We start from the raw sequence: 13,952 nt of genomic DNA on the forward strand, positions 1-13,952 counted from the left end.
TACCAAAAAACTTTGCCATGTTGCTATGTGATTGATTTATTTTTTATTCACTTCTATATAATCAAAAACCAAATTACATAACGCATTAATTCCGGTTTTAAAAGCGCTGTCTTCAATAATGAATTGAGGAGTATGATGTGGCCCTGCCGTATTTGGATCTTGACCTTTTTTCATGCCACCCACAAAGAAATACAAACCGGGTACTTTTTCTTGATAAAAGGAGAAGTCTTCTGCTCCGGTAACTGCAGGCACCAAATTTACATTTTCCTTTCCGGCCGTTTTTTGCAAGGATGGCAGCATGGCTTCGGTCAAATCAACATCATTAAAAGTCACGGGATTGTAAGAGGAATAAGGTAATTTTACCTCAGCAGTTGCTCCGGCAGCTTCTGCTGTTTTGGTGGCAATTTGCCTAATACGCTCAAATATCAGTTCTTCGTCAGATTTGCTAAAGGTTCGAATGGTTCCCAACATTTCGACTTCTTCCGAAATAATGTTATGCCGATTACCGCCGTGAATTGAACCAATTGTTACCACCGCAGGATTGTGAGTGAGTTGCACATTTCTACTGACTATAGTCTGTAAACTATTGATAATTTGTGCCGAAACCACTATTGGGTCAACAGATTGCCATGGATAAGCACCGTGAGCCGGTTTGCCTTTTACAATAATTTTTACATCAGCAGAAGAAGCCATAGTTCCACCGGGATGATAATTAATTTTGCCCACTTCTGTTCCGGAGCTCAAGTGCAACCCGAAAATCACATCTACTTTGGGGTTTTGCAAAACACCTTCTTTTACCATCAATTCAGCACCACCTTCTTCACCTACAGGCGCACCTTCTTCAGCCGGTTGGAATATAAATTTAACCGTTCCTTGCAACTCTTTCTTCATCCCGGAAAGAATTTCGGCTACGCCCATCAATATGGCTACGTGTCCGTCATGACCGCAAGCATGCATTACTCCTGTTTCTTTTCCGTTATAAGTAGTTTTTACTTTTGAAGCAAAAGGTAAATTGTTGTTTTCTATTACCGGTAAAGCATCCATATCGGCTCTCAAAGCTATTACCGGACCGGGTTTGTCACCTTTTAAAATTCCAACCACGCCGGTTACTGCAACACCGGTTTTAACTTCGATGCCAAGTGATTGCAAATGTTTGGTAATTAAAGCTGCTGTTCGAGTTTCTCTATTTCCGAGTTCAGGATTTTGGTGAATATCGTGGCGCCAATCAATAACTTTTTGTTCAATCTGAGTGGCTTTTTTGGCAATAAGTTCGCTGTAATTGTTTTTTTGTGCCGATACTATTTTAAAACTAAATAGTAAAACGATGATGACTATCTTTTTCATGGTATTATTTTATGGCTTAAGTAGCAATTCTGATTTTACATTGGTTTACAAATAATCATTTAAAGATAATCCTTTGTCGTATTTGAATTTAGTCTGAAAGCTTGTCATAGACCAACTATAAAAGGAAAATAAATTTAGTCACTTATGGCTTTACTTAACTGGTGATTTAACAAATCGAATTCGGTAGGTTGGGAAATCTTATATCAAAAGCAGGATTTTTTTTTATAAATATAATAAAATAATTCAATAGCAAGAAAGTTCATATTAAAAGTTTGACTATTTGGTGATTAGCAAAATCCAATCGGCTAAAACATTGCCAAAATAGAATTCCTTACCTTTGCGCCAAATTACAGATACAATGAACACTTTTGAGCAATTCAATCTTCCAAAATCACTACAAAAAGCCGTTGACGAATTAGGTTTGACTACACCAACGCCAATTCAGGAAAAATCATTTTCGGTGATTATGTCTGGACGCGATATGATGGGAATTGCACAAACCGGTACCGGAAAAACTTTCGCTTACTTACTACCAATACTCAAACAATGGAAATTTGTTGCAACTGATACACCACGAGTTGTCATATTGGTTCCAACGCGTGAATTGGTAGTTCAAATTGCTGCCGAAGTTGAAAAACTGACTCAATTTATGTCGGTGCGAACTTTAGGCGTTTATGGTGGTGTAAATATTAATACGCAAAAGAAAGCCGTATATCAAGGAATTGATGTCTTAGTTGGAACGCCGGGAAGAATCATGGATTTGGCTTTGGACAATGTGATTCGTTTTGACAGTTTGCAAAAATTGGTTATCGATGAATTTGACGAAATCCTAAACTTAGGTTTTCGTTCTCAAGTGACTTCTATCCTAACGATGATTAAAACCAAACGCCAGAACATTTTGTTTTCAGCAACAATGACGGATGAAGTTGATGGCATGCTGGAAGAATATTTTGAATTTCCCGAAGAAGTGTCGCTGGCACCAAGCGGAACGCCATTGGAACAAATTGAACAATTGGGTTACAAAACACCTAACTTTTTGACGAAAGTCAATTTGATTATAGAATTACTAAAAGACGATGCTTACGAACGCGTATTGCTTTTTGTCAACAATAAAAAAACAGCCGATTTATTGGCGGAAAAATTAGAAGAAGTGTATCCGGAGCAATTCGGAACCATTCACTCTAATAAATCTCAGAACTATCGTTTGCAGACGATGGCTACTTTCCAAGCCGGAGAAATCCGTGGAATTGTAACTACTGACGTAATGGCGAGAGGTTTAGATATTTCGGATATCACGCACGTTATCAACGTTGAGTTTCCCGAAATTCAGGAACAATACATTCACCGTATCGGTAGAACCGGTCGTGCCGATAAATCGGGTATTGCGATTAGTTTAATCAGTCCGCGAGAAGAAGAAATCATGATCGAGGCCGAAATGTTGATGGAAAAAGAACTTACTTTTTTGCCTTTGCCTGCAACAGTTGTGATTGCGGAACGTTTACTTGAGTTTGAAAAGGACAGAAAGAAAATGAAAGTCATTCTGAAAACCAACAAACTAGAAGGTGGCGCGTCCTTTCACGAAAAAGCCAAGAAGAACACTAAAGTCAATCTGGGCGGACCATCGAAAACTAAAAAGAAAACCGGAACTTCTGTGAATAGAAATATTTTGAAGACCAGAGCGGCGAAGCGTAAGAAGAAATAGTGTTCAGTGTTCAGTTGTGAGTGTTCAGTTCTATTGAAATACTAGACAAACCGGTGAACACAATTCGATTCTCTTTCCTGAATCTGAAAGTATTCCCGTTTCTTTATCGATTTTAAAAATCACTACATCATTCGTGTATTGGTGTGCAACTAAAAGAAAATTTCCTGTTGGATCAAGGCTAAAGTTACGCGGTCCTTTGCCTAAAGTACTGGTCGTTTGTTTCCACTTTAACTTGCCATTCATTTTGATTTCGAAACACGATATTGTGTTGGCATCACCACGATTTGTTGCGTAAAGAAACTTCCCATCAGCTGAAATGTGAATATCTGCAGCGCTGGTTTTTCCTTTGAAATCTCTAGCTACAACAGTCGTTTCCTGAATAAATTGCAACTTGCCTTCAAGGTATTTAAAAACCAATAACGTACCATCCAACTCATTAATTAAGTAGACATATTTTCCGTCCTGACTAAAAGTAAAATGCCTTGGTCCGGCGCCATGCTTCACTCTAACAAAAGAGCTAAACTCTAAAACAGCGCTTTTAGCTTCGGGATTATAACTATAAACATAGAGATAATCTTTTCCTAAATCACTGGCGATGAGGTATTTTTTATCGGGTGACCATTGCAACATGTGCATGTGTGAAGTCTCCGGTTTGGTTTCACTGACCGTTTGCACTTCGTGCTTCATTATTTGCTTGTGTTTTCCAATGCTTCCGTCCATATTTTTGCCAAAAACCGTAATATTCCCACCGCTATAATTCGCTACAATAACATTTTGATCATCATTGATGATATGACAAGGATCATTACCTTCTGACTTTTGGGAATTCAAAAAGGTGAATTGATTTGTATTCGAATCAAATCGAAAAGCACTTACCGCACTATTGTCGCCATCTTCATTAGTCGCATAAACAAATTTTCCTTCTTTTGAAAGCGTTAAAAAACTTGGATTGACAACGTTTTCAGTTGCTGTCTTTACTTTGGTTTCTCCCGTTACAGTATCAAATTCATAAAGATAAATCCCTTTACTGTCGCAGGTTTTGGTATAAGTTCCAATGAATAAATTGGTTTTATTTCCTTGCGCTTGATTGGAAATACAGAAGAATATGGTGGCAACGAGCACTAAAAATTTTGTCATCGTAATGATTTTATCGAAACACAAAAATAACCGAATACCATTAGAATCGATTTTTTTATCATTTAAAATTCTTAAAACGGCTTCGCCAAATGATAAAAAGTGCTATTTTTGACAAACTTTAGATGAATGCAGTTCAAACACCCGGAAATTCTATATTTTCTTTTTTTATTGGTGATTCCAATTTTGGTGCATTTATTTCAATTGCGACGTTTTAAGAAAGAATACTTCACCAACGTACAATTCCTAAAAGAACTTTCTGTCCAAACCCGAAAAAGTTCGACCATCAAAAAATGGTTGTTGCTTTTCACACGTTTATTGCTTCTCGCCTGTTTGATTTTGGCTTTCGCTCAACCTTTTTTCACCGCAAAAGAAAGTCTAAAAGCAACTAACGAAATGTACATCATCTTGGACAATTCCTATAGCATGCAAGCCAAAGGCAAAAAAGGGGAATTGCTCAAACGTGTCGTTCAAGATTTATTAGAACATACTCCGGAAGCACAGAATTTTTCTTTGATTACCAACTCGGAAACGTTTTGGAACACCGATATCAAATCGATTCAAAAGGATTTACAGGATTTAAAATATAGTGCAACACCTTTTCGTTTAGACAATTTGATTGCGAAAGTCAATGCGCGAAAATCTGCTTTCAACAAAGACATCATTGTGATTACCGATGGTGTTGGTTTGGAAACCAATCAGGCGAAAAGTTTTAAAAAGGAAGACAATGTCTATTTTATTATTCCCGAAGCCGAACAAAAAAATAATGTTTCCATCGACAGCGTTTATATCGAACAAACTTTGGATAACTTTTATGAAATTGGGGTTAAATTATCCGCCAATGGAGAAGATATTACCACAGTTCCGATCGCGTTATACAACCAAAACAAATTAACAGCAAAAACTTTAATAGATTTCAAAAATACTACTGAAACGATTAAATTCACCATTCCGAAAGAAGATTTCCACGGCTATGTTTCGATTACCGATAAAGGTTTGGCCTACGACAACACTTATTATTTCAGTATTTCAAAACCAAGCAAAACCAATGTAATAAGTATTGGCGACACGGACAAAAGCAATTTCTTGTCAAGAATTTATACCAATGATGAGTTTGCTTATACCAATTTCCCAATAGCCAATTTGGATTATAACTTATTGGAAAAGCAAGATGCGATTGTATTGAATGAGTTAAAAGACGTTCCGCAAGCGTTGCAAACCACCTTGAAATCATTTGTAAACAAAGGTGGAAACGTTGTCATTATTCCGGCGCAGGAAAGCAATGTGAACGCGATGAATAGTTTCTTAGCCAACTTTGGCGCAATTCAACTAAAAGCCATTGCAACCAGCGATAAAAAAGTGACCAAAATCAATTTCAATCATCCGTTGTTTAGCAATGTATTTGAGAAGAAAATCGACAATTTCCAATATCCATCGACCAAAACTGCCTTTGGGATCAATAGTACAACGCCAGCGATTTTAAGTTATGAAGACCAAAGTGCTTTCTTAACTTCGATTTCAAATCCGTTGTCATCAGTGTATGTTTTTGCGGCACCAATCAACAAAACAAATAGTAATTTTCAAAATTCGCCGTTGATTGTGCCAACGTTTTACAACATGGCGCAAAACAGTCAAAAAACCGGCGTGAATGCGATTATCATTGGTGAAGACCAACCTTTTGTGGTGGATGCTTTATTATCCAAAGATGAAATTCTAACCGTAAAAAATACGCCTGAAAGTTTTATTCCGGTGCAACAATTGTTGAATACCAAAGTCAAAATAACTTTTGGTGATAATCCAATCGAAGCCGGAAATTTTGGTATCTTTAACGGAACCAATTTGGTGCAAAATATCAGCTTTAATTACACACGAACAGAAAGTAACCTGAGTTTAGCCAATACGGATATTGCGGCTAATTACAAGGAAATTGACGATATAGAAACGGTTTTTAATACCATACAAACCGATAGAACTGATACACAAATCTGGAAATGGTTTGTATTGCTTACACTACTCTTTTTAGTATTAGAACTACTCATTCAAAAATTTGTAAAATGAACCTAATCATCCGAAAAGCCAAAATTGTTGACCCACAAAGTCCATTTCACGACCAAATCGTTGATGTGAAAATTACACAAGGCATAATCGAAGAAATAGGAGCTTCAATTCTTAATATTGATACGCATCAGGAATTCCAACACGAAGGGTTGCATCTTTCGCAAGGATGGTTTGACATGAGTGTTTCCTTAGGCGAACCCGGATTTGAAGACAGAGAAACCATCACCAACGGATTGAATGTCGCTGCGAAAAGTGGCTTTACCGGAATCGCTTTGCAACCCAATTCAAATCCAATCATTGACAACCAATCACAAGTTCATTTTGTCAAACAAAAAGCTGCCAACTCAGCAACCGAATTGTTTCCGATTGGTGCTTTAACTAAAAACAGTGAAGGCAAAGATTTAGCCGAACTCTACGACATGAAAAACGCCGGAGCTGTTGCTTTCGGAGATTATGGGAAAAATTTGGCGAATGCCAATCTGCTAAAAATAGGATTGCAATACACTCAGGATTTTGATGGTTTGGTAATGGCGTATTGCCAAGATGACAACATCAAAGGTAATGGCGTTGCCAATGAAGGCATTGTTTCTACTAGATTAGGCTTAAAGGGAATTCCCAACTTAGCTGAAGAACTCATGGTTGCCAGAAACTTATTTTTACTGGAATATACCGGTGGAAAATTGCACATACCGACGATTTCTACCGCAAAATCAGTAGCATTAATTAAGGAAGCGAAAGCGAAAGGTTTGAACGTGACTTGTAGCGTTGCCGTGCATCATTTAGTATTGACTGATGAAAAACTGGACGGTTTTGATACACGTTATAAAGTTTCACCACCATTGCGAACGGAAGCCGACAGAAAAGCTTTAATAGCAGGCGTTTTAGACAATACGATTGACTGTATTACTTCAGACCACAATCCAATGGATATCGAGCATAAAAAGATGGAATTTGATTTGGCTAAAAACGGAACCATTGGTTTAGAAAGTGCTTTTGGTGCTTTATTAACGGTATTACCTTTGGAAAAAATAATAAAAAAATTAACTTTCGGTAAGTCAATTTTAAACTTTGAAAGTCAAATAATTAAAAAAGAAAATAAAGCTAATTTAAGTTTGTTTCAAACCGATTCTGATTGGACTTTTACGAAAGAACACATTCTATCAAAATCAAAAAATTCTGCTTTCCTTGGACAAGTCATGAAAGGAAAGGCGATTGGAATTTACAATCAAGGAAAATTGGTTTTAGCCTAAATTATTATGGAAAATATTGAAAAAGCAAAGAACACTGCAATTGTAGCTTACCTAACAATCATTGGAACTGTAATTGCCATTTTTATGAATCAGGAAGAAAACAAATCAGAGTTTGCTTCTTTTCACATCCGACAAGCGTTGGGATTGTTTATCTCTTTCTTTTTGTTGGGTTATTTTGTAGGTTATGCCAATAGTTGGACAGCGACTTCTGCCTTTTATCTGTTCTATTTTATCCTTTGGATTTATGGTTTTTTAGGTGCGGCTCAAGGCCAAAAAAGAGAAATACCTGTAGTTGGTGGATTTTTTCAAACCTTATTTAAAAATTTATAATGAGTTTATCACTTCACCATTTAATCAGAGAACCAAAAGACAAAAAAGACAAGAACCCTTTACTCCTATTGCTACACGGCTATGGCAGTAATGAAGAAGATTTGTTTTCCTTCGCTGGTGAATTACCAGAAGAATACTTTGTCGTTTCCGCACGCGCACCTTTTGATATGATGTATGGAAGCTATGCTTGGTATGCGATTAATTTTGATGCAGATGAGAATAAGTTTTCCGATATTGGTCAAGCTCGAGCTTCGAGAGATATTATCGCGAACTTTATTGATGAATTAGTTATAGAATATCCTATCGATGCTGATAACGTTACACTTATCGGCTTTAGTCAAGGTTGTATATTGAGCTATGCTGTTGCTTTGTCTTATCCAGAAAAAGTGCAACGCGTTGTAGCCATGAGCGGTTATTTCAATCCGGAAATTGCAGTAGATGATTATACCGAAAATGATTTAAGTAAATTAAGAATATTTGCCTCACACGGAACGGTTGACCAAGTCATTCCTGTAGAATGGGCGCGAAAATCAATTCCGATGCTACAAGTTTTAGGGATTGACATTGTTTTTAAAGAATATATGGTTGGACACGGCGTAGCGCCACAAAACTTCTTTGATTTTAAACATTGGTTATCTAAATAAAAAAAGTCCCGATTACTCGGGACTTTTTGTTTATTCTTGCGTATCGCTACCGGTTATTTTTTTACCTATTTGTCCGTCGCCCGCGTATTTTATTTCAGATCCTTTTTTCAATACATATCCTTTCCAAGGCACTAATTGCCAATCTTCAAAAACCCATGGCTTGCCTTCTGCCAATCGAGTTAACACAATAGAATTAACTTCATTCGGTAAAAAAACTTCTGCCTTGTCTAAATCTTCGCTAAAAAGCACGAAGGCACTCAAAGTTTCATCTTCATTTTCAGGCTTGTCATTTGGATTTAATGGAATACCCGTATACCCTTTAACACATTCCTTATTCATTTTTGACCAAATATAACCCGCGGTAGCCAAACATCCGTGTTCGTCTTTGTCATTGACAACAGTAGAATCTTTAACTGCCAAAGGAACTTTTTCTTCTTCTGATTCTGTTTCGTTTTGATCCGTTAACTTACACGAAAACAAGACAATTGAAGTGATTAAGAGGAGAGATATTTTTTTCATGCCTTAAAATTCTAGTTTAATTGTTCAGGATATAGATAGGAATTCATGATTTCAAACGAAACAGTTTGGTCATCATTGATAAAATATTTTAGCATTACTTCACCCCAAAGTTTACCGTTACTGTAACTTGCTATTATCCAGCGGTGGTTTAATAACTTTACTTTGGAGATAATGAACTTTTGTTCGCCCATTTTGACTTGATCAGTATATTGATTTCCTTCCGGGGAATCATTATAAGCTAAAAGTGCTTGCGTAACTTTTTCTGCAAAGGCGTTAATATCGCTTTGGTTTAAATAGTTTTGCGCTCTGTCATTAGCTTCCAAAGAAAAATAATTGGCATCATAGAGTTGGTCTGTTAATAGGTTTATACTATCATTCAACTTTTTGGAATCTTTAGCGACTACCGGCTTTTTTTCTGCGGATTCTTTTGAGGTGAAATATTTATAGGTAAAAATATTCATCAAAACCGCAATAATAAATAAGTACAAAAACAATGATTTTTTCATAATATTAAACTGTAATTTTCAAATTGTCATAGGCCAAAAACACATTCGCAGGCAATCGTTTCTGGACTTCTTCATGAAAACCTAATAGATGACTGATATGTGTTAAATAGGCTCTTTCCGGTTGTACCAAATATATAAAATCCAGCGCTTCCTGCAAGCTAAAATGGGAATGATGTGGTTCTTCTCTCAAGGCATTCACAACCAACACTTTTACCCCTTTTAGCTTTTCGATTTCAGAATCATCAATAGTTTTAACATCCGTTAAATATACAAAATCTTGAATTCGATAACCAAAAACTTGAAGATTTGCATGATTTGCATTAATAGGCGTTATTTTGGCTTTGCCAATTTCAAAATCTGCATTGTTTTTAACTTCAAAAGTTTGAACGCCCGGAGCTCCGGGATATTTATTTTCTGTTTCAAAAATATAGTCAAAACGTTTTTTAAAATTTTCTAAAACCCTTTGATGTGCATAAATTGGAATGTCTTTCTTTTGTTTAAAAAAAAACGGTCGAATATCATCTAAGCCTGCAGTATGATCGGCATGTTCATGAGTAAATAAGATGGCATCCAACTTTTCACAACCTGAAGTTAACATTTGCTGTCTAAAATCGGGACCGCAATCAATCACCAATGAAACTTCGTCAAAAGTAACCCAGACCGAAACCCGCAAACGCTTGTCTTTAAAATCTTCGCTTTTGCAAACAGAATGACTACTTCCAATAACAGGAATTCCTTGAGATGTTCCGGTTCCGAGAAAATAAACTTGCATCATAGCATGGTTTTTGTGGAATAATTTTGAAGTTCGACTTTAAAACGTAATTAATTACAAAAATAGACTTAATTATCTTTTAATAAAATAGCTATTTTACTAACTTTGCAAAGAATACTTACGCTACTATGGACAATATTGTTTCTATTATAAAACTGAAAGGCGATAAAGCCATTGAACAGATTCCTGCAATCAAAGATAAAGCTTTGCGAATTAACCTAAATGATAATATTTACGGAACATTTGCAGAGATTGGTGCGGGTCAGGAAACGGTGCGACATTTTTTTAGAGCCGGTGGTTCATCTGGTACTATTGCAAAGGCAATGTCTGCTTATGATAAAGATTTTAGTGATGCTATTTACGGAATTGAAGATGATGGTCGTTACGTAACGGAAAGCCGTTTAAAAAAAATGCTTTCTCACGAAGTGGAACTGATAGAACAACGCTTAAAAAGAGACAAGCATCCGAATAAAATTTTCTTTAGTTATGCCAACACTGTAGCGACTATTGACTTTGCCAAACAGTTTAAAGGTCATGGTTGGGTTGGAATAAAATACCAAGTTGAACCTGATGAAGATTACAACGAAATAACACTTCACATTCGTTTTAAAGAAACTGATGCCAAATTACAGCAAGAAACTTTGGGGATTTTGGGTGTAAACTTAATTTATGGCGCTTATTACAAATACAACGACCTAAAAAAATTATTGCGTTATTTATATGACCATTTAGACAAAGACCAATTGGAAATTGACACTATTAATTTCTCTGGTCCACGTTTCGCCAATGTTGACAATCGCTTGATGAGTTTGCAATTGGTTAAAAATGGCATGACCGATGCGGTAATGTTTGGTCCGGACGGAAAAAACATCTTGCCGGCATCAATTCTTTACAAGAAAAATATTTTGGCTTTGAGAGGCAGTTTCCGACCTGTTACCCAAGTAAACATGGACATGTATGAGAAATCATTGAATATGTTCCTTGAAGAAAGTAAAGTTGATAAAGAGAATACGTTGGTTATTTTTGAGATTACACTCTCTAACTTACGTTCAGAAGGTGAAATTGACGAAAGAGATTTTATGGACAGGGCCGAGTTGCTTTGTTCGTTAGGCCAAACGGTAATGATATCCAACTTCCAAGAATACTATAAAGTAGTGGAATATTTCTCTAGTTATACCAAAGCCCGTATGGGATTAGCGATGGGCGTAAACAACTTAGTAGATATTTTTGACGAAAAATATTATCGCCATTTAAGTGGTGGAATTTTGGAAGCTTTCGGTAAATTATTCTATCGCGATTTAAAAGTATTCTTGTATCCAATGGAAGACGAAAACGGAGAAATCGTAAACTCTCAAAACTTGAAAGTACATCCTCGTATGAAAGAGTTGTATAAATTCTTTGCTTACAACGGAAAAGTAGTTGACATCACCGATTTCGACAAAGACCATTTAAAAATCTTCTCTCGTGAAGTATTGAAAATGATCAGTAGCGGAACTCCGGGTTGGGAAAATCTTTTACCACAAGGAATTTCAGATATTATCAAACAGCACCAACTATTCGGTTATGACCCGAATCGAATATTGCAAAAAGTAGAATAATTAATTCCGAATTATCGGAAACACTCATATAACTCCGAATTGTGAAAACAGTTCGGAGTTTTTTATTTATACAATCACATTTTTTATATGTGTGAATCATATAATCATTGCAAAAGATTCTACAACCTATAACTAAATTAAGAAAGTCAACTTTGCATTAGGAAAATCTTAAATCAAGAAGAAATAGTAAATTAAAACCAACTCGTGAGAAAGATTATCCAATAAATTTTAAAGCAATTTTTCTAATTAAAAACAAATACGATGGAAACTGAAAAAACAATTGATGCATTAAACAAACTTATCACTATTAACAACGATAGAATAGAAGGTTATGAAACAGCAACAAAAGAGACAGAAGAACAAGATTTAAAAGCATTGTTTTCACAATTTACTTCCACTAGCCAACAATGCAAACGGGAGTTGATAAGCGAAGTAATCCGACTTGGAGGCGAGGTCGCTGAAGGCACTATGATTTCAGGAAAATTCTTTCGGGTTTGGATGGATGTAAAAGCAGCACTCACCGGCAAAGACCGCAAAACAATTCTAAACTCATGTGAATTTGGTGAAGACGCAGCAAAAGGCACTTATGAAAAAGTATTAAAAGATGATTTGGAACATTTGACATCAGAACAACAAATCATGATCAGATCACAACACTCAATACTAAAAGCAGACCATGACAAAGTTAAATTGATGAGAGACTCGTTGGCAAACGCATAAATTGAAGTAGTAAAAGAATACTATTCCAATAGACAATACAAAAAATTGATTCCAAGCATTTTATTCTAGGAATCAATTTTTGTATAAATTATTTTAAAATTTGCGCTGCATGCTCTTTGGTTTTAACTGCTGAAATCACTTCGTCAATGATACCTTCTTCATTGATAACAAAAGTCGTTCTGTGAATGCCGTCGTATTCTCTTCCCATAAACTTTTTAGGTCCCCAAACACCGAAGGCTTCAATCACCGATTTATCTTCGTCAGCCAATAAAGGAAAAGGAAATTCATATTTGGTTTTGAACTTGCTTTGTGCTTTAGCACTATCGGCACTAACGCCAAGCAAAGCATAATTATTGGCTTTAAAGCGTTCAAAATTATCTCTCAAATCACAAGCTTCCGCGGTACAACCCGGTGTATCGGCTTTTGGATAAAAGAAAACTACTAATTTTTTGCCTTTGTAATCGGCTAAAGTATGAACGTTTCCATCTTGGTCACTTCCGGAGAAATGGGGTGCTTTGTCGCCTTTTTGTAGTGTTGTCATTTTTTAAAGTTGCTGGGTTTTATTTAGTATTTTTACGTCTCAAATTTAGTTAAAATGACCAAAAAAGAGCGTGCAACATTCGTTATAAATACGTTAAAAGAATACTATCCCGAAATCCCTGTTCCGCTTGATCATAAAGATGCTTACACTTTGTTGATTGCAGTTTTGCTTTCGGCACAATGCACCGATGTTCGAGTAAACCAAATTACTCCTATTCTATTTGCTAAAGCTGATAATCCTTATGACATGGTCAAACTTTCTGTCGAAGAAATCAAGGATATTATTCGTCCCTGTGGATTATCTCCCATGAAATCAAAAGGAATTTACGGATTGTCTAAAATCTTAATTGAAGAACACCATGGCGAAGTACCACAAAGTTTTGAAGCTTTGGAAAGATTACCGGCAGTAGGCCATAAAACCGCCAGTGTAGTGATGTCACAAGCTTTTGGTGTTCCGGCTTTTCCGGTTGATACTCATATTCATCGTTTGATGTATCGTTGGAATTTGACTAGCGGTAAAAACGTTCAGCAAACAGAAAAAGATGCAAAAGCCATTTTTCCACGAGAATTGTGGAACGAATTACACTTGCAAATCATTTGGTATGGTCGCCAATATTCGCCTGCGCGTGGTTGGGATTTAGAAAAAGATATCATTACCAAAACCATTGGTAGAAAAGACGTTTTGGAAGAATACTATAAAAAAACATCCCGATAGTTTTACCGGGATGTTTTTTAATTAGCAATTGATTCGAAGTTCATGTTGCCCACTTTTATAATATTCAATGCACAAGAATATTGAAGTATTAGACGTATGGTTTCTTTTTTAGGTAACATT

14 protein-coding genes are annotated in these 13,952 nt (G+C 36.1%); 8 read left to right on the forward strand and 6 right to left on the reverse strand.

The window, feature by feature from the left end:
- Nucleotides 1-36 precede the first annotated feature (36 nt).
- Entirely contained in the window at nt 37-1,344 is a 1,308-nt protein-coding gene (locus C8C84_RS11610; RefSeq protein ID WP_121313804.1) for an amidohydrolase, read from the reverse strand.
- 358 nt (nt 1,345-1,702) lie between these two features.
- Between C8C84_RS11610 and C8C84_RS11615 the strand changes: the two genes are divergently transcribed.
- Nucleotides 1,703-3,046 (forward strand): DEAD/DEAH box helicase, encoded by a 1,344-nt coding sequence (locus C8C84_RS11615; RefSeq protein ID WP_121313805.1) that lies wholly within the window; start codon nt 1,703-1,705, stop codon nt 3,044-3,046.
- 30 nt (nt 3,047-3,076) lie between these two features.
- Here the strand turns inward: C8C84_RS11615 and C8C84_RS11620 are convergent, their stop codons facing one another.
- The gene (locus tag C8C84_RS11620) at nt 3,077-4,183 is read right to left on the reverse strand and encodes a lactonase family protein (protein WP_121313806.1); all 1,107 of its coding nucleotides are present in this window, start codon (nt 4,181-4,183) and stop codon (nt 3,077-3,079) included.
- A 126-nt stretch (nt 4,184-4,309) separates the two neighbouring features.
- On the opposite strand from C8C84_RS11620, the gene C8C84_RS11625 reads away from it, so the two are divergent.
- Genes C8C84_RS11625 through C8C84_RS11640 form a run of 4 tightly spaced genes read left to right on the forward strand, consistent with a single transcriptional unit; the run spans nt 4,310 to nt 8,462 of the window.
- Nucleotides 4,310-6,238 carry a BatA domain-containing protein gene (locus C8C84_RS11625; protein WP_121313807.1) on the forward strand — a complete coding sequence of 643 codons (1,929 nt, stop codon included), beginning with the start codon at nt 4,310-4,312 and terminating at the stop codon, nt 6,236-6,238.
- Nucleotides 6,235-7,488, forward strand: coding sequence for a dihydroorotase family protein (locus C8C84_RS11630; protein WP_121313808.1), 1,254 nt, complete (start codon nt 6,235-6,237; stop codon nt 7,486-7,488). The genes C8C84_RS11625 and C8C84_RS11630 overlap by 4 nt, the downstream gene beginning before the upstream one ends.
- Nucleotides 7,489-7,494: 6 nt before the next feature.
- Nucleotides 7,495-7,818 (forward strand): DUF4870 domain-containing protein, encoded by a 324-nt coding sequence (locus tag C8C84_RS11635; protein WP_121313809.1) that lies wholly within the window; start codon nt 7,495-7,497, stop codon nt 7,816-7,818.
- Nucleotides 7,818-8,462, forward strand: a complete 645-nt coding sequence (locus tag C8C84_RS11640) for an alpha/beta hydrolase (protein ID WP_121313810.1) — start codon at nt 7,818-7,820, stop codon at nt 8,460-8,462. The genes C8C84_RS11635 and C8C84_RS11640 overlap by 1 nt, the downstream gene beginning before the upstream one ends.
- A 30-nt stretch (nt 8,463-8,492) precedes the next feature.
- On the opposite strand, the gene C8C84_RS11645 is transcribed toward C8C84_RS11640, so the two are convergent.
- The 3 genes from C8C84_RS11645 to C8C84_RS11655 are packed head-to-tail and all read right to left on the reverse strand — an operon-like array spanning nt 8,493 to nt 10,259.
- Nucleotides 8,493-8,981 carry a hypothetical protein gene (locus C8C84_RS11645; RefSeq protein ID WP_121313811.1) on the reverse strand — a complete coding sequence of 163 codons (489 nt, stop codon included), beginning with the start codon at nt 8,979-8,981 and terminating at the stop codon, nt 8,493-8,495.
- Between the two features lie 11 nt (nt 8,982-8,992).
- The gene (locus C8C84_RS11650; protein WP_121313812.1) at nt 8,993-9,487 is read right to left on the reverse strand and encodes a hypothetical protein; all 495 of its coding nucleotides are present in this window, start codon (nt 9,485-9,487) and stop codon (nt 8,993-8,995) included.
- Nucleotides 9,488-9,491: 4 nt separating this feature from the next.
- Nucleotides 9,492-10,259, reverse strand: a complete 768-nt coding sequence (locus tag C8C84_RS11655; RefSeq protein ID WP_121315053.1) for an MBL fold metallo-hydrolase — start codon at nt 10,257-10,259, stop codon at nt 9,492-9,494.
- Between the two features lie 128 nt (nt 10,260-10,387).
- Here C8C84_RS11655 and C8C84_RS11660 point away from each other — a divergent pair, with 128 nt between their 5' ends.
- Entirely contained in the window at nt 10,388-11,857 is a 1,470-nt protein-coding gene (locus C8C84_RS11660) for a TonB-dependent receptor (protein ID WP_121313813.1), read from the forward strand.
- A gap of 261 nt (nt 11,858-12,118) precedes the next feature.
- Nucleotides 12,119-12,577 (forward strand): PA2169 family four-helix-bundle protein, encoded by a 459-nt coding sequence (locus tag C8C84_RS11665; protein ID WP_121313814.1) that lies wholly within the window; start codon nt 12,119-12,121, stop codon nt 12,575-12,577.
- Nucleotides 12,578-12,665: 88 nt separating this feature from the next.
- Here C8C84_RS11665 and bcp read toward each other — a convergent pair whose 3' ends face one another.
- Nucleotides 12,666-13,118, reverse strand: coding sequence for a thioredoxin-dependent thiol peroxidase (bcp, locus tag C8C84_RS11670; RefSeq protein ID WP_121313815.1), 453 nt, complete (start codon nt 13,116-13,118; stop codon nt 12,666-12,668).
- A 54-nt stretch (nt 13,119-13,172) separates the two neighbouring features.
- Here bcp and nth point away from each other — a divergent pair, with 54 nt between their 5' ends.
- Nucleotides 13,173-13,832 (forward strand): endonuclease III, encoded by a 660-nt coding sequence (nth, locus tag C8C84_RS11675; protein ID WP_121313816.1) that lies wholly within the window; start codon nt 13,173-13,175, stop codon nt 13,830-13,832.
- Nucleotides 13,833-13,952: the final 120 nt, after the last annotated feature.

Source organism: Flavobacterium sp. 102 (assembly GCF_003634615.1).
In the GTDB taxonomy this organism is placed as follows: domain Bacteria; phylum Bacteroidota; class Bacteroidia; order Flavobacteriales; family Flavobacteriaceae; genus Flavobacterium.